This window comes from Streptomyces sp. NPDC093252 (assembly GCF_040683675.1).
Classification (GTDB): Bacteria; Actinomycetota; Actinomycetes; order Streptomycetales; family Streptomycetaceae; genus Streptomyces.
Window position 1 is genome coordinate 688985 of record NZ_JBFBEM010000001.1, and the last position, 22771, is coordinate 711755.

Consider the following 22771-nt stretch of genomic DNA (forward strand, 5'->3'; position numbering starts at 1 on the left):
GTCCTCATCGGCCACGATCGGTCTCCTCGGTGTCTTCCGTCCCGGCGTCGAGCAGGGCGAAGAGTTCGTCGTCGGTCGCCGACTCCAGGTCGGGTTCGCCGCTCCAGCGGGCGGCCAGGGTCCGCAGCCGGGCGGCGAGTGCGGGCAGGTCGGGGTCGTCGGGCGCGGTGCCCTCCAGCAGGGCGAGGACGTCCCGGGCCGGGCGGTGGGTGCCGGGGTCGGGGTCGGGCGGGGGGAGCAGGGTGGTGAGGTGGGCGGCGACGGCGGCCGGGGTGGGATGGTCGAAGACCAGGGTCGCCGGGAGCCGCCGGTCGAGGGCGGCGGCCAGCCGGTTGCGCAGATCGACGGCGGTGAGGGACTCCAGGCCGAGATCCTTGAACTGCCGGTCGGCGGCGACCTCCGCCGGGTCGTCGTGGCCGAGGACCTCGGCGGTCTGACGGCGGACCAGATCGGTCAGGGTCGCGGTGCGGGCGGCGGGCGGGAGGGCGGCGAGGCGGTCCGTCAGGGTCTCGGCGGGGGCGGCTGCCTCCGGTGCCCCCGGTATCGCCGGGGCGGGGGCGGCGGGGGCGGGCAGGGCGTCGAGCCAGTAGCGGCGGCGGCGGAAGGCGTAGGTGGGCAGGGCCACCCGGCGGGGGTGGCGCCCGGCGAACGCCGGGGTCCAGTCGACCGGTACGCCATGGGTGTGCGCCACGGCGAGGGAGGCGAGGAAGCGGTCCGGTCCGCCGTGGCCGCGCCGCAGGGTCTCGGTGACGGCGACCTCGGGGACGTCCGCCGCGTCGACGGTGTCCTGGATGCCGCCGGTCAGCACCGGATGCGGGCTGACCTCCACGAACAGGGTGCGGCCCTTGGCCACCAGGTCCTGGACGACCGGCGCGAACCGCACGGTCTGCCGGATGTTGCGGTACCAATAGGTGCCGTCCAGCTCACCGGGCCCGGCGACCGAGCCGGTGACCGTGGAGTGGAGCGGGATCCGGCCCTCGCGCGGGGTGACGAAGGCGAGCCGGGCGAGGAGTTCGTCCTTCGCCTCGTCGATCACCGGGGAGTGCCCGGCGACCGTGGCGGCCCGGATCCGCTTGGCGCGTTCGCCGCGCAGCGCGCACTGGGCGAGGAGTTCGTCCAGGGCGTCGTCCTCGCCCGCGACGACCACGGCGGACGGCCCGTTGACCGTCGCCACGGACAGCCGTCCCGGCCAGGCCGCGATCCGCTCCTCCACGTCGTCCAGCGGCAGCGCCAGGGAGGCCATCCCGCCCCGGCCGACCAGCGAGGCGAGGATACGGCTGCGTTCGACGACGATCCGGGCCGCGTCCGGGAGGGTGAGGATGCCGGCGACGCAGGCCGCCGCCACCTCGCCCTGGCTGTGCCCGACCACCGCGTCCGGGCGCACCCCGTACGCCTCCCACTGCGCGGCCAGCGCCACCAGGACGGCCCACAGGGCGGGCTGGGCGACCTCGACCCGGTCCAGGGCCGGCGCCCCCGGCCGTTCGCGCAGGACGTCGGTCAGCGACCAGTCGAGATGGGGCGCGAGGGCGGCGGCGCACGCCTCGACGCGGGCCGCGAAGACCGGGGAGGCGTCCAGGAGTTCCCGGGCCATGCCGGGCCACTGGGAGCCGTGCCCGGGGAAGACGAACACCGTCCGGATGCCTTCGGCGGCGGTGCCCCGGACCAGGTTCCCGGCGGGCTCGCCGCGCACCAGGGCGGCGAGGCCCTCGGCGGCGCCCGCGCGGTCGGCGGCGACGACGACCGCGCGGTGGTCGAAGAGGGGACGGTGGGCGAGGAGGGTGTGGGCGATGTCCGGGGCAGGGTCGGTGTCCGGGGCAGGGTCGGTGTCCGGGGCAGGGTCGGTGTGCGAGGCGGGGTCGGTGTCCGGGGCGGTGGTGAGGGAGGCGAGGAGGCGTTCGGCCTGGGCGGCGAGGGCGGCGGGGGTGCGGGCGGAGAGGATCCAGGGCAGCGGCCCGGCGGCGACGCCCTCTTCCGTCTGCGCCGGGCTCTGGGCCGGGCCTTCCCCGGTCCGCGCCGGGTTCTCCGCCGGGCCTCCCCCGGTCCGCGCCGGGCTCTGTGCCGAGCCCTCCCCGGTCCGCGCCCGGCTCTGTGCTGTACCACCCTCCGTCCGCTCGGCGTCCTCGACCGTGACCCCTTCGAGGACGACATGCGCGTTGGTGCCGCTCACGCCGAACGACGAGACCCCGGCGCGCCGGGGCACACCCTCGCCCGCCGGTTCCCAGGCCCGCTGCTCCGTCAGGAGCCGTACGCCGCCGGTCTCCCAGTCGACGTCGGGGGACGGCCGGTCGACGTGCAGGGTGCGGGGCAGTACGCCGTGCCGCATGGCCTGCACGGTCTTGATGATCCCGGCGACCCCGGCGGCGGCCTGGGTGTGCCCGATGTTGGACTTGAGGGACCCCAGCCACAGCGGCCGGCCGGCGGGCCGGTCGCGGCCGTACGCGGCGAGCAGGGCCCGTGCCTCGATGGGGTCGCCGAGGGTGGTGCCGGTGCCGTGCCCCTCCACAGCGTCCACCTCCTGGGGGGACAGTCCGGCGTCCGCGAGGGCCTGCCCCACGACCCGCTGCTGGGCGCTCGCGCTGGGCGCGGTCAGTCCGTTGGAGGCGCCGTCCTGGTTGACCGCCGTGCCGCGCACCACGGCCAGGACGGGGTGCCCGTGGCGGCGGGCGTCGGAGAGCCGCTCGACGAGGAGCAGGCCCACGCCCTCGGCCCAGCTCGTGCCGTCGGCCCCGGCGGCGTACGCCTTGACCCGGCCGTCGGGGGCGAAGGCGCGGTGCCGGGAGGTGGCGACCATCCCGGACGGCGAGGCCATCACCGCGACCCCGCCCGCGAGCGCGAGTTCGCACTCCCCGGCGCGCAGCGCCCGCACCGCCAGATGCAGCGCCACCAGCGACGACGAGCAGGCGGTGTCCACGGTCACCGCCGGGCCCTCGAAGCCGTAGGTGTAGGAGACGCGGCCGGAGGCGACACTCGCGGCGCTGCCGTTGTGGAGGTAGCCCTCCAGCTCGGGCGGCAGGGTGTGCAGCCGGGAGGCGTAGTCGTTGTACATGACGCCGACGAAGACCCCGGTGGCGCTGCCGCGCAGGGTGGCGGGATCGATCCCGGCGTGTTCGAACGCCTCCCAGGAGGTCTCCAGGAGCAGCCGCTGCTGGGGGTCCATGGCGAGGGCCTCGCGCGGGGAGATCCCGAAGAAGTCGGCGTCGAAGTCGGCGGCGTCGTGCAGGAATCCGCCGTGCTGGGTGTAGGTGCGGCCGGGGCGGTCGGGGTCGGCGTCGTAGAGGGCCTCGTGGTCCCAGCCGCGGTCGGTGGGCCAGGCGGTGATGGCGTCGCCGCCCCCGGCCACCAGGTCCCACAGGTCGTCGGGCGAGGCGACCCCGCCGGGCAGCCGGCAGCCCATGCCGACGATGACCACGGGGTCGTCGTCGGCGGGCGCGGTGCTCACCGCGGCCGGGGCGGGGGTGTCGTCCCCGGTGCCCAGCATCTGGGCGAGCAGATGGCGGGCGAGGGCGTTCGGGGTGGGGTGGTCGAAGACCAGGGTGGGCGGGAGCCGCAGTCCGGTGGCGGTGGCGAGCCGGTTGCGGAGTTCGACGGAGGTCAGCGAGTCGAAGCCGAGGTCCTTGAAGGCCCGGTCGGCGGCGACGGCCGTGCGGTCGTCGCGGCCGAGGACGGTCGACGCCTCGGCTCGCACCAGCGCGGTCACGGTCTCCTCGCGGTCCCCCGGTCCGAGGGCGCGCAGCCGGTCGGCGAAGGGGGTGCCGGAGGTCCCGGTCCCGGTCCCGGCCGTGGCGGGGACGGCGGGGCGCCGGGTCCGTACGACGTCCCGCAGGACCGCCGGCAACTGGGCGGGGTCGGCGCCGTGCAGGGGGGCGAGGGGGACAAGGAGGGGGGCGTCGGTGGTGGTGGCCGCGTCGAAGAGGGCGAGGCCCTCGGGGGTGGTGAGCGGGCGGGTGCCGTGGCGGGCGTTGCGCCGGTGGTCGGTGTCGCCCAGATGCCCGGTCAGTTCGCCGCTCTGCTCCCACAGTCCCCAGGCGAGGGAGGTGGCGGGCAGGCCCTGGGCGCGGCGGTGGGCGGCGAGGGCGTCCAGGAAGGTGTTGGCGGCGGCGTAGTTGGCCTGGCCGGGGACGCCGAGGATCCCGGCCGCCGAGGAGAACAGCACGAACGCGGTGAGGTCGTGGTCCCGGGTGAGGTCGTGGAGGTGCCAGGCGGCGTCGGCCTTGGGACGCAGGACGGTGTCCAGCCGCGCGGGGGTCTGGGCGGCGAGGGTCCCGTCGTCGAGGGTGCCGGCGGCGTGGACGACGGCGGTCAGCGGGTGGTCGGCCGGGATGGCGTCCAGCACGGCCGCGAGGGCGTCCCGGTCGGCGGCGTCGGCGGCGGCGACCGTGACGGCGGCCCCGAGGCCGGTGAGCGCGGCGACCGTCTCGCCCGCGCCCGGTGTCCGTGCGCCCCGGCGGCCGGTCAGCACGAGGTGCCGTACACCGTGGGCGGTGACGAGGTGACGGGCGATCAGCCCGCCCAGCAGCCCGAGGCCGCCGGTGATCAGTACGGTTCCGCCGGGCGCGGCGAAGGGGCGGGCGGGGGCCGGGGTGGCCCGGGTGAGGCGGGGGACGTGGGCATGGGGGCGTTCCCGGGCCGGTCCGGAGCCCGGTGCGGGCGCGCGCAGGGCGAGTTGGTCCTCGCCCGTCGCCGCGGCCGGGGTGAGCAGCGCGCGGGCCTCCTCGGAACCGTCCGTGTCGGCCAGCAGCAGCCGCCCGGGGTGTTCGGACTGGGCCGTGCGCAGCAGCCCCCAGACGGCGGCGGCGGCCGGGTCGGGCGCCTCCCCGTCGACGGACACGGCCCGCCGGGTGAGCACACCCAGCCGCACGCCGTCCGCGCCGGGGCGGGCCAGCCAGTCCTGGACGAGGGCGAGGACCCGGCGGAGCACGTCCCGCGCGGCGGCCGGCGCGTCCTCGTCGTCGGCCCGGGGCACCTCGTACCAGACGGTCTCCGGGACCGGGCGGGCGGCGGCGAGGGTCTCCGCGATCCCGGCGGGTCCCTCCGGGCCGAGGAAGAGCGGCGGCCCGGCCCGGTCGGGCAGCGGGACGGGCCGCCAGGCCAGGGTCAGCGGCGGGAGGCCGGTCCCGGCGGCGAGCCGGTCGGCCGCGACGGGCCGGTACGACAGGGCGGCCACGGAGATCACGGGCGCGCCGGACGGGTCGTGGGCGGCGAGGGAGAGTCCGCCGCCGGCGGTGGGGGCGAGCCGGACCCGCAGGGTGTGCGCGCCCGAGGCGTGCAGCCGGACGCCGGTCCAGGCGAAGGGGAGCAGGGCGCTGCCGGGCCCGGCGGCGGACGTGTCGGAGGTGAGGGCGGTGGCGTGGAACCCGGCGTCGAGGAGGGCCGGGTGGAGTCCGTACCGTCCGGCCGCCGTGCTCTCCTCCTCGGTGAGGGTGATCTCGGCGAAGACCTCGGTGCCGCGCCGCCAGGCCGCGCGGACGCCCTGGAAGCGGGGGCCGTACAGGACGCCGGAGTCGGCGAGGCGGTCGTAGAGGCCGTCGAGCGGGAGGGGGGCCGCGCCGGGCGGGGGCCAGGTGCCGGGCGGGTCGGCGGGGGTGCTGGTGGCGGGGGTGGTGGCGCGGGTGAGGGTGCCGGTGGCGTGCCGGGTCCAGTCGGCGGTGTCGTCGGCGCCCTGGGGGCGGGAGTGGACGGTGAGGGTGCGGCGGCCGTCGTCGCCGGGGGCGGTGACGGCGACCTGGAGGTCGACGGCGTCGGCGGCGGGCAGGACGAGGGGGGTCTCGATGACGAGTTCGTCCACGGTGTCCGCGCCGGTCTCGTCGGCGGCGCGCAGGGCGAGTTCGAGCAGGGCGGTGCCGGGGACGACGGTCCGGTCGAGGACGGTGTGGTCGGTGAGCCAGGGGTGGGTGCGGGCGGCGAGTCGGCCGGTGAGCAGGAGGGTGCCGCCGGTGGCGGGGCGCAGGGCCGCGCCGAGCAGGGGGTGGCCGCCGGGGCGCAGTCCGAGGCCGGTGGCGTCGGTGGGGGCGGTGGCCGGGGCGAGCCAGTAGGGCTGCCGCTGGAAGGGGTAGGTGGGCAGATCGGCGACGCGGGGGCCGTGGGGCGGCAGGACCGGCGTCCAGTCGACGGCCGCCCCGTGGACGTGGGCGTGTCCCAGGGAGGTGAGGAGGCGGGCGGGGCCGCCGTCGTCGCGCCGCAGCGATCCGGTGACGGTGACGGATGCCGCGCCCGCCGCCTCGGCGGTGTCCTGGACGGCGGTGGTCAGCACGGGGTGCGGGCTGGTCTCCACGAAGAGGTCGTGGCCGTCGGCGAGGAGCCGCCGGACCGCCGGTTCGAACAGGACGGTCCGGCGCAGGTTGGTGTACCAGTACGCGGCGTCCATGGTGGCGGTGTCGAGCCAGTCGCCGGTGACGGTGGAGAGGAGCGGGATCCGGGCGCGGCGCGGGGCGACGGGGGCGAGGGCGTCGAGCAGCCGGTCGCGGATGCGTTCGACCTGGGGGCCGTGGGAGGCGTAGTCGACGGCGATCCGGCGGGCGCGCACCCCGTCCCGTGCGCAGACGGCGAGGAGTTCGTCCAGGGCGGTGTCCTCGCCCGCGACGACCACGGCGGACGGCCCGTTGACCGTCGCCACGCCGATCCGGGCGGCCCAGGGGGCGAGGAGTTCCGTGGCCCGGTCCAGGGGCACCGCCAGCGACACCATGCCGCCGCCGCCCGAGAGTTCGAGGATGGCCCGGCTGCGCAGCGCCACCACCCGGGCCGCGTCCTGGAGGGAGAGGGCCCCGGCGATCTGCGCGGCGGCGATCTCGCCCTGGCTGTGCCCGACCACGGCGTCCGGCCGGACCCCGTACGCCTCCCAGAGCCGGGCCAGGGACACCATCACCGCCCACAGCGCGGGCTGGACGACATCCACCCGGTCGTGGCCGGGGGCGCCCTCGGTGCCGCGCAGGACGTCGGTCAGCGACCAGTCGGTGAAGGGCTCGAGGGCGCGGGCGCAGTCGGCGACGGAGGCGGCGAACACCTCGGAGGTGTCGAGCAGGTCCCGGGCCATGCCGGGCCACTGCGAGCCCTGCCCGGGGAACACGAACACGGTCCGGGGGTCGGTCCCGGCGCTCGCCCGGACGACGCCGGGCGCGGGCAGTCCGGCGGCGAGGGCGTCGAGGCCGGTGAGGACGGTCTCCCGGTCGGCGCCGACGACCACCGCGCGCTCCTCCAGCGCGGCCCGCCCCAGGGCGAGTTCCCGGGCGACGGCCGGGAGCGGCGCGGGCGGCCCGGCGCGCAGCCGGGCGGCGAGGGCGGCGGCCCGGGCGGTGAGGGCGGCGGGGGTGCGGGCGGAGAGGACGAGGGGGAGCGGCAGGGGGGCGGTGGGGGGCGGGGTGGTCTCCCGGTCGGCGGGCGGGTCCTCGGGTGGCTCCAGCGGGGCCGGGGCGTCCTCGGGGGCCTGCTCCAGCAGGATGTGGGTGTTGGTGCCGCTCATGCCGAACGCGGACACCCCGGCCCGGCGGGGCCGTCCGGTCTCCGGCCAGGGGCGGTGCCGGGTCAGCAGGGAGACCGCGCCGGACGCCCAGTCGACGTGCGAGGACGGCTCGTCCACGTGCAGGGTCCGGGGCAGTTCGGCGTGCTGGAGCGCCTGCACCATCTTGATGACCCCGGCGACTCCGGCGGCGGCCTGGGTGTGGGCGAGGTTGGACTTGACCGAGCCGAGCCACAGCGGCTGTCCGTCGGCGCGCTCCTGGCCGTAGGTGGCGAGCAGGGCCTGTGCCTCGATGGGGTCGCCGAGCCGGGTGCCGGTGCCGTGCGCCTCGACGGCGTCGATCTCGGCGGGGGTGAGGCGGGCGTCGGCCAGGGCCTGGCGGATGACGCGCTGCTGGGCGCTGCCGTTGGGGGCGGTCAGTCCGTGCGAGGCGCCGTCCTGGTTGGCGGCGGTGCCCCGGATCACGGCGAGCACCCGGTGGCCGTTGCGGCGGGCGTCGGAGAGCCGTTCGACGAGGAGCAGGCCGACGCCCTCGGACCAGCCGGTGCCGTCGGCCGCCCCCGCGAACGCCTTGCACCGCCCGTCCGGGGACAGCCCGCGCTGCCGGGAGAACTCCACGAAGGTCGACGGTGTCGTCATCACCGTCACCCCGCCCGCGAGGGCGAGATCGCACTCGCCGCCGCGCAGCGACCGCACGGCCAGATGGATCGCCACGGACGACGCCGAGCAGGCGGTGTCGACGGTGAGGGCGGGGCCCTCGAAGCCGAAGGTGTAGGAGATCCGGCCGGAGGCGACGCTGGCCGCGTTGCCGGGGAGGATGTAGCCCTCCAGGTCCTCGGGGACCTGTCCGGGTGGTGGGGCGTAGTCGTTGCCGTTGGTGCCGATGAAGACGCCGGTGCCGCTGCCGCGCAGGGTGTCGGGGCGGATCCCGGCGCGTTCGAAGGTCTCCCAGGCCGTCTCCAGGAGCAGCCGCTGCTGGGGGTCGACGGCCAGCGCCTCGCGCGGGGAGATCCCGAAGAAGTCGGCGTCGAAGGCGCCGGGCGCGGCGAGGAAGGCGCCCCGGCGGGTGCTGGAGGTGCCGGGCGGGCCGGACGATCCGTCGGTGCCCGGGGCGAACAGCGCGCCGAGGTCCCAGCCCCGGTCCTCGGGGAAGTCGCCGACCACCTCGCCACCCTCGGCGACCAGCCGCCACAGGTCCTCCGGCGAGTCGACGCCGCCCGGGAAGTGACAGCCCATGCCGACGACCGCGATGGGCTCCCGGTCGCTCTGCTCGGCCTCGCGGAGCCTGCCCCGGGTCGCGTGCAGCTCGGCGGTGACCCGTTCCAGGAGGTGCCGCATGCGGCTGTCGTTCATGAATCCACCCTTCGTGCGCGGTGCCGCTCGGGAAGTGCCGAGCCGGTGTCAGGGGATGCCGGGCCGGCGTCGGTGAGGTGTGGGGGCCGGGGTCGGCTTCGGTCTCTTGCCGGGGTCGGCCTCGGGCCGTTGCCGGGGTCGGCATCGGTTCGATGCCGGGGTCGGCGTCAGGAGATGCCGAGTTCCTTGCCGATGAAGTCCATGAGTTCGTCGTCCGTGGCGGCGGAGAGCGCGTCGGAGACATCCCCCGGGTCCTCCGCCGCCGGTACCTTCTCCGGTACCTGCTCCGCCGCCGGTGCCTCCGGCTCCGGTGGGGCCAGCCGCTCGTACAGGAGGTCGGCCAGGGCGCGCGGGGTGGGGTGGTCGAAGACGACGGTGGTGGGGAGGTTGAGGCCGGTGTGCCGGTTGAGGCGGTTGCGGAGTTCGACGGTGGTGAGGGAGTCGAAGCCCTGTGCCTTGAAGCCCCGGTGGACATCGACGGAGTCGGCCGGCCGGCCGCCCTGCACCTCGGCGACCTGGGTGCGGACGAACCGCAGCAGCAGACGCCGCCGCTCGTGCGCGTCCCGGGCCGCCGACAGCTCGGCGGCCAGCCCGGCCCGCTGCTCCGGCTCCCCGGAGCCGTGCCCGGTGTCCGGTCCCCCGGCGACCAGTTCTTCGAGGAGGGGGTGGGCGCGGAGCGCGGCGAGGGCGGGCCAGTCGGCGCGGCAGACGACGACATGGGTCTCGTCCCGGTCGAGGGCCCGTCGCAGGGCGCGCAGGGCGCCCTCGGGGGCCATGGGCAGCAGCCCGCGCCGGGCGACCCGCCCGCTCTCCTCCCCGGCGATCCCGTCGCCCGCCCACAGCCCCCAGGAGACGGAGGTGGCCGGGAACCCGGCGGCCCGCCGCCGCTGGGCGAGGGCGTCGAGGCAGGCGTTGCCGGGGGCGTAGTTGGCCTGTCCCGGGGTGCCGAGGACGCCGGTCGCCGAGGAGAACAGCACGAACGCGCTCAGGTCGAGGTCCCTGGTGAGGTCGTCCAGGTGGCGGGCGCCGAGCGCCTTCACCCGGAGCACCCGGTCGAGACGGGCCGGGGTGAGGGCGTCGAGCGGGGCGTCGTCCAGGACGGCGGCCGTGTGGAACACGGCGGTGAGGGGGTGCTCGGGCGGCACGGCGGCGATGACCCGGGCGAGGGCCGCGCGGTCGGCGACATCGCAGGCGGCGAGGGTGACCCGGGCGCCGAGGGCGGTGAGTTCGTCGCGCAGGGCGGTGGCGCCGGGCGCGTCGGGGCCGCGCCTGCTGAGCAGCAGGAGGTGGCCGGCGCCCCGGCGGGCCAGGTCGAGGGCGGTGTGGCGGGCGAGGGCGCCGGTGCCACCGGTGATCAGGACCGTGCCGGTCGGCCGCCATCGCCGGGCGGGGCGGCCGTCGTCGGGGGCGGGGACGAGCCTGCGGGCGAGCAGCCCCTGCGGGCGGACGGCGAGTTCGGCCTCCCGGTGACGGCCGGTCAGGGCGGTCACGACCTGCGCGGCGGCGCGGGCGTCGGCCCGCTCGGGCAGGTCCACGATCCCGCCCCAGCCAAGGGTCTCGGTGGCGGCGACCACGGCGAGCCCCCAGACGGCCGCGCCGCCCGGGTCGGGCGCCCCGTCGTCGTCGGGGCCGGTGGTGACGGCCCTGCGGGTGAGCGTCCAGAGGGGTCCGCCCCCGCCGCCCGTGTCCCATGCCTGGGCGAGGGCGGTGGTGGCGGCGAGGCCGCGCGGCAGGGCGGGCAGCGCCGGGTCGGCGGCGGTGTCCAGGGCGAGCAGGGACAGCGCCCCGGACACCGGCCGGTCCGGGTCCCGGCCGACGGCCTCGCCGAGCAGCCGGGTCAGCGAGGCCCGGTCGGCGCCGTCCACCGGCACCGCGACCCGCTCCACCCGCGCCCCGGCCCCGGTGAGCGCCCGCTCCAGCAGCGGACCCCATCCGTCCGCCGCCCCCTCGGTCCCGAACAGCAGCCAGCGGCCCCGGAGTTCCCCGGCCGGTACGGCGACCGGCTGCCAGCGCACCCGGTGCCACCAGCCGTGGCTCTCGTCGTCCCGCCCGTCCCGCCAGGCGGCCAGCGCGGGCAGGACGGCGTCCAGGGCGGCGCGCTGTCCGGTCCCGGTGAGTCCGAGCGCCCCGGCGAGGTCGGAGGCGTCCCCGCGCCGGACGAGGTCCCAGAAGCGCTCGTCGCCGGGGGCGGGCCGGGGCGCGGGCGCCTCGATCCAGTGGCGGCGGCGCTGGAAGGCGTAGGTCGGCAGGATGGTCCGGCTCGGTCCGGGGCGGCCCAGGACGGCGCTCCAGTCGACCTCGGCGCCCCGGGTGTGGACGGTGCCGAGCGCGGTGAGCAGGGTCTCCGGCTCCGGGCGGTCCCGGCGCAGGACGGCGGCGAGGGCGGGCGGGGGGGTGTCGTCGCCGTCCGGGGCGGCGGGCAGCGCCTCCTGGGCCAGCGCGGTGAGCACCGCGTCCGGACCCAGCTCCAGATAGGCGGTCACCCCGTCCGCCGCCAGCGCCCGTACGGTGTCCAGGAAGCGGACGGTGCCCCGCAGGTGGGCGGCCCAGTGGCCGGACGGCAGGGGCCGGTCCCCGGTGTGGAGGGTGGCGTCGAGGGCACTGAGCAGCGGGGTGTGCGGGGGCCGGGCGGTGAGGCCGTCGGCGAGCCGCCCGAACTCCTCCGTCACCGGGTCCATCAGCGGCGAGTGGAAGGCGTGGCTGGTGCGGAGCCCGCGGACGCGGCGGCCCCGGGCGCGGAAGCGTTCGGCGACGGCGAGCACCTCGGGCGCGGTCCCCGAGATCACCGTCGCCGAGGGCCCGTTGACGGCGGCGATCCCGACGTGGTCCGTCATCCCGGCGAGCGCGTCCCGCACCTCGTCCTCACCGGCCTCCAGGGCGGCCATCGCGCCGCCGTCCGGCAGGGCCTGCATCAACCGGCCCCGGGCGGTGACCAGTGCCGCCGCGTCGGCGAGGGAGAGGGCGCCCGCGCAGTGGGCGGCGGCGAGTTCACCGATCGAGTGCCCGGCCACCACATCGGGCCGCACCCCCCAGGACTCCAGCAGCCGGAACAGCGCCACCTCCAGGGCGAACAGGGCGGGCTGGGTGGTGCGGGTGCGGTCGAGTTCCCGGGCGGCGTCGGCGGTCTGCGCGAGGAGCGTCTGCCGGAGCGGGGCGGCGGACGCGGGGCGGTGGGCGTCGAGCGCGGCGCAGATCTCGTCGAGCGCGGCGGCGAAGACGGGATGAGCGGCGTACAGCTCCCGTCCGGTGCCGGGGCGTTGGCTGCCCTGGCCGGTGAAGAGGAAGGCGAGCTTGCCGGGGGCGGTGGAGCGGCCCCGTACGACGAGTGCCGTCCCCTCGCCGTCCCGGCCCGCGGGGAGGTCCGCCCCGCCGCCGGGCAGGGCGCCGACGGCCGCGCGCAGGGCGGAGGGGTCACGGCCGACGACGACGGCCCGGTGCTCGAAGCGGGGTTTGCGGGCGAGGGCGTGGGCGATGTCGGCGGGGGTGAGGTCTCGCGGGGCGAGGTCGCCGGGGGTGAGGTCTCCGGGGGCGGTGGCGGGGGTGCCTGCCTCGGCGAGGGCGGTGGCCAGGCGGGCGGCCTGGTCCTGGAGGGCCTCGGGGGTGCGGGCGGAGAGGATCCAGGGGACGGGGAGGGGGATGGGGGCGGGGGCCGGTGTGTCCGGGGAGGAGGTACCGGCGTCCGCCGGGGATGCCCCGTCAAGGCCCCCCTGCGATGCCCCGGAGTCCACCTGGGGCGCCTCTTCCAGGATCCCGGAGTCCTCCGGGGGTGCCTCTTCGAGGATCAGGTGGGCGTTGGTGCCGCTGATGCCGAAGGCGGAGACGGCGGCGCGGCGGGGTCGGCCGTCCGGGGCCGCCCAAGGGGTGGTGCGGGTGAGCAGTTCGACCGTACCGGCGCTCCAGTCGACGTGCGGGGTGGGGCGGTCGATGTGGAGGGTCGCGGGGAGCGTCCCGTGGTGCAGGGCCTGCGTCATCGTGATGACGGAGGTGATCCCGGCGGCGGCCTGGGTGTGGCCGATGGCGGACTTGAGGGAGCCGAGGCGCAGGGGCCGGTCCGGGGACCGTTCGTGGCCGTAGGTCCGCAGCAGGGCGCGGGCCTCGATGGGGTCGCCGAGGGTGGTGCCGGTGCCGTGGGCCTCGACGGCGTCGATGTCGTGCGGGGTGAGCCGGGCGTCGGCGAGGGCCTGCCGGATCACGCGTTCCTGCGCGGGCCCGTTGGGGGCGGTGAGGCCGTTGCTGGCGCCGTCGGAGGTGACGGCGCTGCCCCGGATCAGGGCGAGCACCCGGCGTCCGGCGCGGCGGGCGTCGGACAGCCGTTCCAGCAGGACCAGCCCGACGCCCTCGGACCAGGCGGTACCGTCGGCGGCGGCGGCGAACGGCTTGCACCGGCCGTCCGGGGCCAGCCCGCGCTGGCGGCTGAACTCCGTGAACATCCCGGGCGTCGCCATCACCGCCGCCCCGCCCGCGAGGGCGAGCCCGCACTCGCCGGAGCGCAGCGCCCGCACCGCGAGATGCAGCGCCACCAGCGACGACGAGCAGGCGGTGTCGACGGTCAGCGCGGGCCCTTCGAGGCCGTAGGTGTAGGCGATCCGGCCCGAGGCGACGCTGACGCCGGAGCCGGTGAGCCGGTATCCGGCGCCGGTGCCGGTGGCCTCGTGCAGCCGGGGGCCGTACTCCTGCTGGGAGGCGCCGACGAAGACCCCGGTCGCGGTGGCGCGCAGTGCGGCGGGGTCGATCCCGGCCCGCTCCAGCAGTTCCCAGGATGTCTCCAGGAGCAGCCGCTGCTGCGGGTCCATGGCCTCGGCCTCGCGCGGGGTGAGCCCGAAGAAGTCGGCGTCGAACCGGTCGGCGTCGTGGAGGAAACCGCCGCGCCGGACGGTGGAGCGGCCCGGCCGGTCGGGGTCGGGGTCGTAGAGGTCCTCGTCCCAGCCCCGGTTGACGGGGAAGGCGCTGGTGGCGTCGGTGCCGTCGAGCAGGAGCCGCCAGAGGTCCTCGGGGGTGCCGGCTCCGCCGGGCCAGTGGCCCGCGGTGGCGACGACGGCGATGGGGTCGTCGGCGTCGGCGGCCACGGGCGCGTCGGCCGTCGCGGGGGGCGGGGCGGTCAGATGGGCGGCGAGGGCGAGGGGGGTGGGGTGGTCGTAGACGAGGGTCGGCGGCAGTTCGGTGCCTGCGGCGCGCGAGAGCCGGTCGGCGAACTCCACCGCGCCCAGGGAGTCCATCCCCAGCGCCTTGAAGGTGCGGGCCGGGTCGACCTCGTGGGCGGAGGGGAGCCCGAGCACCTCGGCGGCGGCGGCCCGGACGAGGGCGAGCGGGTCGGCGGGGCGGGCCGGGGGCGGGGTCGGGGTGACAGTGGTCGGCGTATCCGGCGTCTCTGCTGTGTCCGGCGTCTCCGGCGGGGCGGTGGGCGGGGCCGCCGGGGTGACAGTGGTCGCTGGCGCGTCCGGCGTCTCCGGCAGCGCGGTGGGCGGGGCCGCCGCGAAGTGGTACGGCTGCCGCTGGAAGGCGTACGTCGGCAGCGGCACCCGGGGGGCGGGCCTGTCCCGGCCCCCGTGCCCGCCCCTGTCCCTGTGCTCATCCCCGTCCACGTCCCCGGTCCAGTCCGTCTGCGTCCCCGTGACGTGGAGTTCGGCGAGGCCGGTGAGCAGGGAGAGGCGTTCGTCGCGGGCGGGGCGCAGGAGGGGGACGGCGGTGGTGGCGTGCCCGGCGGTGGAGGTGCGGGTGAGGGTGGTGAGGACGTTGCCGGGGCCGAGTTCCGCGTAGTGGGTGATGCCCTGCGCGGCCGAGCGCAGGACGGCGTCGTGGAAGCGCACGGGGCGGCGGAGGTGTTCGGCCCAGTAGTCGGGGGAGGTGAGTTCGGCGGGGGTGGCAGGGAGGCCGGTCAGGTCGGAGAGGACGGTGAGGGCGGGCGGGCGCAGGGTGAGGGTGGCGGCGGTCCGGCGGAAGGCGTCGGCCGCGCTGTCCATGTGCGGGGAGTGGAAGGCGTGGCTGACCGTCAGCCGCCGGGTTCTGCGGCCGAGTCCGGCGAAGTGCGCGGCGACCTGTCCGGCCGCGTCCCGGTCCCCGGAGATCACGATCGCGCGCGGTCCGTTGACGGCGGCGAGGGCGAGCCTGCCGGGGTGGTCGGCGAGCAGGGGGGCGGCCTCGTCGGCGGTGGCCTCGACGGCGATCATCGCGCCGTCCGTGCGGGCCTCCTCCATGAGCCGGCCCCGGGCGGCGACGAGGGTGACCGCGTCGGGGAGGGTGAGGACCCCGGCGGCATGGGCGGCGGTGAGTCCGCCGATGGAGTGGCCGAGGACGGCGTCGGGGGCGGGCAGGTGCCGGGCGAGGAGCCGGAACAGGGCGGTGCCCAGCGCGAACAGGCCCGCCTGGGTGTAGCGGGTGCGGTCCAGGAGCGCGGCGTCGGGGGTGCCGGGGGCGGCGAACAGGACGTCCCGCAGCGGCCGGTCGAGGTAAGGCCCGAACAGGTCGCAGACCTCGTCGAGCGCCTCGGCGAAGGCGGGGGTCGTGGTGTAGAGGCCCTGTCCCGCGCCGGGCCGCTGGCTGCCCTGCCCGGGGAAGAGGAAGGCGAGGGCGGCGGGCGGGGTGGGCGCGGGGGCGCGGCCCTGTACGGCGGCCGGGGCGGGTTCGCCCGCGGCGAGGGCGTCCAGGGTGTGCAGCAGGTCCTCGCGGCCGGTGCCGAGGGCGACCGCGCGGTACGGGAAGTGGGTGCGGGTGGTGGCGAGCGCGTGGCCGACGGCGTCGGGGGCCAGTGCGGGCCGGGCGCGGAGGTGCGCGGCGAGCCGCCCGGCCTGGGCGCGCAGCGCGGCGGGGGTGGCGGCGGAGAGGGGCCAGGGGGTGAGGGGGGTGGCTTCCGGGGTGTCCGGGGTGGGGGCGGTGCTCGCCGCCGTGGGCACGGGGGGCGGCTCCGCCAGCAGGACATGGCAGTTGGTGCCGCCCATGCCGAACGAGCTGACCCCGGCGATCAGCGGTCGCTCCGGGTGCGGCCAGGGCTCCCGGGTGACCGGGATCCGCAGGCCCAGTTCGGCGAGCGGGATCCGGGGGTGGGGTATCTCGTGGCCGAGGGTCGGGGGCAGTGCGCGGTGGCGGAGGCCGAGCAGCGTCTTGAGCAGTCCGGCGACTCCGGCGGCGCCCTCCAGATGGCCGATGGTGGCCTTCACCGACCCGACCGCCAGGGGCTGTTCGGCGGGCCTGCCGGTGCCGTACACCGCGCCGAGCGCCGCCGCCTCCACCGGGTCGCCCACGGGGGTGCCGGTGCCGTGCAGTTCGACGTACTGCACGGCGTCCGGCGCGATCCCGGCGTCACGGAGCGCGGCGCGCACCACGTCCTGCTGGGCCTCGGCGCTGGGCACGGTGAGGGCGTCGGTGGCGCCGTCGTTGTTGACGGCGCTGCCGAGGATCACGGCGTGCACCCGGTCGCCGTCGGCGAGGGCGGCGGCCAGGGGTTTGAGAAGAACGAGGCCGCCGCCCTCGCCGCGGACATAGCCGTTGGCGCGGGCGTCGAAGGGGTGGGAGCGGCCCTCAGGGGAGAGTCCGCCGAAGCGGGCGGCGGCCGTGGTGCTGTCGGGGGCGAGGTTGAGGTTGACGCCACCGGCCAGGGCGAGCGCGCAGTCGCCGTCACGGACGGCGCGGTGGGCCAGGTGGAGGGAGACCAGGGCGGAGGACTGGGCGGAGTCGACGGTGAGGCTGGGGCCGCGCAGTCCGAGGGTGTAGGAGACGCGGTTGGCGAGCAGGCCCCGGTTGAGTCCGGTGAGGGTGTGGCGGGTGAGGGGGGCTGCGCCGGGGCGGTGGCGCAGGGTGGCGTAGTCGTGGGCCATGGCGCCGAGGTAGACGCCGACGGGGGTGCCCGCGAGGGCGGCGGGCACGATCCCGGCCTCTTCGAGGGTCTCCCAGGCGAGTTCGAGGACGAGCCGCTGCTGCGGGTCCATCTCGGCGGCCTCGCGCGGGGCGATCCCGAAGAAGGCGGCGTCGAAGCGGTGGACGTCGGGGAGGAATCCGCCGGGGACGCCGTCCCGGGGCTCACCGGGGAGACCGGGGCCGGGGCCCGTGCCGGAACCGGGAACGCCGGGGCCAGTGCCGGGGCCGGAACCGGGAACGCCGGGACCGGGAACGCCGTCCCGGGGCTCACCGGGAACTCGGCTACCACCCCCGGCCCCGCCCCCCGCATCACGCCCCTTCGGCGCCGGCCCGATCGCGCTCGCCCCGCCGCTCAGCAGGTCCCAGAAGGCGTCCGGGTCGGGTGCGCCGGGGAACCGGCAGGCCATTCCGATCACGGCGACGGGAGTGGTGGTCATCCTTCTCGCCGACCCCTTTCCAGCTTGCTCGACATTCCGGACGGGACAATTTCCCGCTGCATCCATCCCGTTGCCGCCGATGATTCACCAGGCACCGGAATTCGCCCGGCACTTCACCGGATCCGCGTCCCCATTCTCGCCGCACGGAATTCGCCGGGCCCACCCCTACCCTCCCCCTAGAACCCCACCCCACCGCCCCGGCCAGGCATTTCAGCCACCGGCCCGGACCACCCCCACCCCCGCCCACCCCCCGGTAAGCCTTTTCCCCGACCCCTACCCCTACCCCCGGCACTTAGGGGTTCCGGTACAGAAATGGCCCACCCTAACGTCGGTGACAAACAAGGACCGGACGCAGAGAGAGAAGCCACCCATGGACGCATTGACGGAAGCGGTTGTGCGGGGTGCCTCCGCCGAGGAACTCGAACGGGCGCCGGTCCCGGCGGATTTCACCGCCGCCCATATCCGGCAGGAGGACACCGGGATCTTCGACGGCGAGGCGGATCCGGACGTACGGCGTTCGCTGCGGGTGGGCCGGGTGCCGATGCCGGCGCTCGCGCCGGACGAGGTGCTGGTGGCGGTGATGGCCAGCTCCATCAACTACAACACCGTCTGGTCGGCGACGTTCAAGCCGGTGTCGACGTTCGGCGCGCTCAGGCGGTTCGCGCGCGGCGGCGGGTATCCGGCCCGGCACGACCAGCCGTACCAGGTGGTGGGGTCGGACGCGGCCGGGGTGATCGTGCGGACCGGGGCGGGGGTGCGGCGCTGGAAGGTCGGTGACCATGTGGCGGTGAACGCGGCCGTCGTGGACGACCAGGACCCGGTGACCCACCACGACGGGATGCTCGGCGCCGACCAGAAGGCGTGGGGCTATGAGACCAACTTCGGTGGTCTGGCGCACTACACCGTCGTCCGGGCCAGTCAGCTCCTGGCCAAGCCGGGGCATCTGACCTGGGAGGAGACGGCGTGCGTGCCGCTGTGCGGGGGGACCGCGTACCGGATGCTGGTCAGTGACCGGGGGGCGCGGATCAAGCAGGGTGACATCGTGCTGATCTGGGGTGCGACGGGCGGGCTCGGGGCGTTCGCCGTGCAGTTGGTGAAGAACGGCGGGGGCATTCCGGTCGGGGTGGTCAACTCCGAGGAGAAGGCGAAGCTGCTGGCGCGGCTGGGCTGCGATGTGGTGATCAACCGCACGGAGATCGGGATCGGCGGCGAGGTCGCGGCCGGCGCGGACACGGTGGACCGGGCCAAGCGGCTGGGCCGGGCGATCCGGGCGGAGCTGGGCGAGGATCCGCATGTGGTGTTCGACCATGTGGGCCGGGCGACCTTCGGGATCTCGGTGATCGTGGCCCGGCGCGGCGGCACGGTCGTCACCTGCGGGTCGAGCACCGGCTACGAGCACTCCTTCGACAACCGCTACTTCTGGATGAACCTCAAGCGGATCGTGGGCAGTCACGGCATGAATCTGAACGAGGCCGCCGAGATGATGCGTCTGGTCGGGCTGGGCGCGGTCGCGCCGGTGCTGTCGGAGGTGTATCCGCTGGCGGAGGTCGGCGAGGCGGCCCGGCTGGTGCAGACGAACCGGCACACCGGCAAGGTCGGCGTGCTCGCGCTGGCCCCCTCCCCCGGCCTCGGGGTCACGGACCCGGCCACCCGTGCCGCGCTCGGCGAGGAACGGCTCGGCCCGCTGCGCTCCGCCACCCCGCAGCCGGCCGCCGTGGGCTGAGCGCCCGCGCGCCGCGGACTTCGCCGCCCCCGCTCAGGTTTTGGACAGCGAGAAGAGGACCGACCACCCATGACCGCCCCCACCGCCCCCATCACCCCCATCACCCCCACCCCCCGAACAGCGGGAGCGCTGCCCACGCTCCCCGAGGTGCTGCGGCAACGCGCCCTGACCCGCCCCGACGGCACCGCCTATGTCTTTCTGCGCAACGGCGAGACCCCCGAGCGCTCGCTGACCTACCGTCAGCTCGACGAGAGCGCGCGGGCGCTGGCCGCGGGGCCGCACCTCGCCGCCCCACCGGGTACCGAGCCGGTCACCGTCCCACCGGGTACGGAGCCGGTCACCGTCCCGCCGGGTACCGAGCCGGCCGCCGCCCCGCCCGGTACGGAACCGGCCGCCGTCCTCCTCTACCCCTCCGGCCCGGATTTCGTCTCCGCTCTCCTGGCCTGCATGTACGCGGGGGTGGCGGGCGCCCCCGTGCAGGTGCCCTCCCGACTGCGGGGAGTGACCCGGCTGCGCCGCATCGCCGACGACGCCGGGACGGCCACCGTCCTGACCACGACGGCCGTCAAGCGCGATCTGGAGGAACGGTTCGGCGACACCCCGCAGCTCGCCGGGCTCACCCTGGTCGCCACCGATGTACCGACCGCCCCGGCGCCCCGGGACTGGACCCCTCCCCCGGTCGCGGAGGACGGGATCGCCCTGCTCCAGTACACCTCGGGCTCGACCGGCGACCCGAAGGGTGTGCGGGTCACCCATGCCAACTTCCGGGCCAATGTGGCGGAGACGGAGCTGCTGTGGCCGTGCCGGGCGGACAGCGCGGTCGTCAACTGGCTGCCGCTCTTCCACGACATGGGCATGCTGTTCGGGGTGGTGCTGCCGCTGTGGGCGGGCATCCCGGCGTATCTGATGAGCCCGGAGGCGTTCATCCGGCGGCCGGGGCGCTGGCTGGAGGCGATCTCCCGGTTCCGGGGCAGCCACACGGCGGCGCCGAGCTTCGCGTACGAGCTGTGTGTGCGGGACGCGGCGGGCGGGCTGCCGGAGGGGCTGGACCTGTCGTCGCTGCGGGTGGCGGCGAACGGGGCGGAGCCGGTGCGGTGGAGCACGGTCAGCGCCTTCACCCGGGCGTTCGCCCCGGCCGGTTTCCGCTCCCGGGCGATGTGCCCCGGTTACGGTCTGGCGGAGAACACCCTCAAGGTCACCGGCAGCCCGGAGGACCGCGAGCCCACCCTGTTGCCGCTGGACGCGGAGGCCCTGCGCGCGGGCCGTGCCCGGCCGCTCGCCGTACCGGACGGTCCGGACGGTCCGGGCGCGGAGGTGGTGCACGCGGTGGGGTGCGGTACGACGGTGGGGGCGTCGGAGGTCCGGATCGCCGACCCCGGCACGGGCGCCGGGCTGCCCGAGGACGCGGTGGGCGAGATCTGGGTGTCCGGTCCCTGTGTCGCCGACGGCTACCACGGCCGGGCCGAGGAGAGCGCGGGGACCTTCCGGGCCGAGCTGAGCGGCGAGGAGCACCGGGGCACCTGGCTGCGCACCGGGGATCTGGGGTTCCTGCACGCCGGGGAGCTGTTCGTCACCGGCCGTCTGAAGGACGTCATCATCCGCAAGGGCCGCAACTTCTACCCGCAGGACATCGAGGCGTCGGCGGAGGGGGCCGATCCGGCGCTGCGGCCGAACTGCGCGGCGGCGTTCTCGGTGGACGACGGCTCCGCCGAACTGCTGGTGCTGGTGGTGGAGGCCGACGGCCGCGCGCTGCGCGACGGGGGCCCGGAGGGGCTGCGGGAGCGGGTGCGGGAGGCGGTGCGGGAGGGCCAGCGGCTGGTGCCCGACGCGGTCGTCCTGGTCCGGCGGGGGGCGCTGCCGAAGACGTCGAGCGGGAAGGTGCAGCGCCGGGAGACCCGGCGCCGGTATGTGGAGGGCGAGTGGGGGTCGGTGGCGGTGGCCGGGATCGGGGTGGCCCGGTGACCGGCGCCGGGGAGCGGGCGGACGGGCCGCTCGGGACCCTGCGCGCGGCGCCGTCCCGTCCCGGTGCCCGGGTGCTCGGGGTGGGTGCCTACCGGCCCTCCCGGGTGGTGTCCAACGCCGAGGTCGCCGGGGCGATCGACTCCAGCGACGACTGGATCCGGCGCCGGTCGGGAATCGTCACGCGGCGGTTCGCGGCGCCGGACGAGACGGTGGTGGAGATGGCGGCGACGGCGTCGCTGAAGGCGCTGGCGCAGGCGGGGGTGGCGCCGGAGACGGTGGACGCGGTGCTGCTGGCGTCGATGTCGGTGCTGGAGCAGTCGCCCCCGGCGGCGCCCAGGCTGGCGCACCGGATCGGCGCGGCCGGGGCGGGCGCGGTCGATGTCGGCGCGGCCTGCGCGGGCTTCGTCCACGCGCTGGCGACGGCCGACTCGCTGATCCGGTCCGGCACCGCCCGGCATGTGGTGGTGGCCGGTGCGGAGCGGATGTCGGACATCGTGGACCCGGCGGACCGGGGGACGGCGTTCCTGTTCGGGGACGGGGCCGGGGCGGTGGTGGTGGGCCCGGCCGACGAACCCGGTATCGGGCCGGTGGTGTGGGGCTCGCAGGGCGACCGGCACCCGGCCATCGCCCACTCGGCGCCCTGGCCGGTGCGGGGCGCCCCGGCCGCCGGAAGCGTCCCGACCCTGCGGATGGACGGTCCGGCGGTGTTCCGGTGGGCGGTGGCGACCGTGCCGAGGGCGGCGCGGGCGGCCCTCGCGGCGGCCGGGGTCACGGTGGACGACCTGGCGGCGTTCGTCCCGCACCAGGCGAATCTGCGCATCATCGACGCGGCGGCGGCCCACCTGTCCCTGCCGGACCATGTCGCCGTGGCCCGGGACGTGGTCGATACGGCGAACACCTCGGCGGCGTCCGTACCGCTGGCGATGGAGGCGCTCATCGCCCGGGGCGCGGTGCCCCGCCGGGGTCTGGCGCTGCTGGTCGGTTTCGGCGCGGGCCTGTCGCACGCGGCGCAGGTGGTGCGGCTCCCGTGACCACCCGCACCCGGCGAAGGCGCGGGGGGTCAGTCCAGCCAGGGCCCGGTGAACGACTGGACGGCGGAACCGTCGAGGTCGGCCAGCTTCACGGCGGCGAGGGTGCGGGCCGCGTCGGAGGTCTGCACCCGGAACGGCGGCCGTTCGGCGTCCAGGGCCGCCACCACGACGGCCGCCGCCTCGTCCGCGCTCTGCGCCTGCTCGAACAGCCCGGCGGTGGCCTCCAGGTAGGACTTGAACGCCGCCTCGTAGGGCCCGGCCGACTCGACGAGCCCGGGGACGGAGGGGGCGAGCCGGGCGACGAACTCACTGGCCACGGGGCCGGGTTCCACGACGGTGACGCTCACGCCGGTCCGCGCGGCGACCGGTGCCAGCGACTCCAGGAACCCTTCGAGGGCGAACTTGGCGGCGCAGTACGCCTCGTTGAAGGGCTGTCCGATCAGTCCGCCCAGGCTCGACACCGCGATCAGCCGCCCCCCGCTCGCCCGCAGATGCGGCAGCGCCGCCCGGGTCAGCTCGACCGCGCCGAGGAAGTTCGTCTCCAGGACGGCCCGGAAGGCGTCGACGCCGATCTGCTCGACGGTGCCGAGGCGGCCGACCCCGGCGTTGCTCACGACGGCGTCCAGCCGCCCATGCGTATCGACGGTCTCCCGGATCGCGGCGGCGACGGACTCCGGTTCGGTCACGTCCAGCCGGACGGTCCGCAGTCGCTCACCCACCCCGGCGGCGCCGGCGGCGGCACGCAGCGCGTCGCCCCGGGCCGGGTCCCGGAGGGTGGCGACGACCCGGTACCCGGCGAGGGCGGCGCGCACGGCGGTGGCGAGGCCGATCCCGGAGGAACTGCCGGTGACGAGGACGGTACGGGGATGGGTCATGAATGTCTCTCCTGCTGGGGTGGGCGGGGCGCGTAGACGGCACGGTGCCACCGCCGCGAAGCCGGGCCAACCCCTAGATCCCGGCC

6 protein-coding genes are annotated in these 22771 nt (G+C 76.8%); 3 read left to right on the top strand and 3 right to left on the bottom strand.

What is annotated here, in order from left to right:
* Positions 1–4 precede the first annotated feature (4 nt).
* Both AB0O01_RS02780 and AB0O01_RS02785 read right to left on the bottom strand, forming a co-directional pair.
* A complete protein-coding gene (locus tag AB0O01_RS02780; RefSeq protein WP_365310281.1) occupies positions 5–8806 on the bottom strand; it encodes a type I polyketide synthase in 8802 nt (2933 codons plus the stop codon).
* Positions 8807–8973: 167 nt separating this feature from the next.
* Positions 8974–17094 (bottom strand): type I polyketide synthase, encoded by an 8121-nt coding sequence (locus tag AB0O01_RS02785; RefSeq protein WP_365310283.1) that lies wholly within the window; start codon positions 17092–17094, stop codon positions 8974–8976.
* A 370-nt stretch (positions 17095–17464) separates the two neighbouring features.
* Between AB0O01_RS02785 and ccrA the strand changes: the two genes are divergently transcribed.
* The 3 genes from ccrA to AB0O01_RS02800 all read left to right on the top strand — a co-directional run bounded on the left by ccrA (position 17465) and on the right by AB0O01_RS02800 (position 21810).
* Positions 17465–18817 (top strand): crotonyl-CoA carboxylase/reductase, encoded by a 1353-nt coding sequence (gene ccrA, locus AB0O01_RS02790; protein WP_365310285.1) that lies wholly within the window; start codon positions 17465–17467, stop codon positions 18815–18817.
* A gap of 69 nt (positions 18818–18886) precedes the next feature.
* Positions 18887–20779, top strand: coding sequence for a fatty acyl-AMP ligase (locus AB0O01_RS02795; RefSeq protein WP_365310287.1), 1893 nt, complete (start codon positions 18887–18889; stop codon positions 20777–20779).
* Positions 20780–20817: 38 nt separating this feature from the next.
* Positions 20818–21810, top strand: a complete 993-nt coding sequence (locus AB0O01_RS02800; RefSeq protein ID WP_365310491.1) for a beta-ketoacyl-ACP synthase III — start codon at positions 20818–20820, stop codon at positions 21808–21810.
* 29 nt (positions 21811–21839) lie between these two features.
* Here the strand turns inward: AB0O01_RS02800 and AB0O01_RS02805 are convergent, their stop codons facing one another.
* Entirely contained in the window at positions 21840–22685 is an 846-nt protein-coding gene (locus AB0O01_RS02805; protein WP_365310289.1) for an SDR family NAD(P)-dependent oxidoreductase, read from the bottom strand.
* Between the last annotated feature and the right edge of the window lie 86 nt (positions 22686–22771).

Excerpts from the sequence above, each read along its gene's own strand:
- AB0O01_RS02795 (WP_365310287.1), top strand. The coding sequence starts at position 18,887 with ATGACCGCCCCCACCGCCCCCATCACCCCCATCACCCCCACCCCCCGA.
- ccrA (WP_365310285.1), top strand. The coding sequence starts at position 17,465 with ATGGACGCATTGACGGAAGCGGTTGTGCGGGGTGCCTCCGCCGAGGAA.
- AB0O01_RS02780 (WP_365310281.1), bottom strand. The coding sequence starts at position 8,806 with ATGAACGACAGCCGCATGCGGCACCTCCTGGAACGGGTCACCGCCGAG.
- AB0O01_RS02785 (WP_365310283.1), bottom strand. The coding sequence starts at position 17,094 with ATGACCACCACTCCCGTCGCCGTGATCGGAATGGCCTGCCGGTTCCCC.
- AB0O01_RS02805 (WP_365310289.1), bottom strand. The coding sequence starts at position 22,685 with ATGACCCATCCCCGTACCGTCCTCGTCACCGGCAGTTCCTCCGGGATC.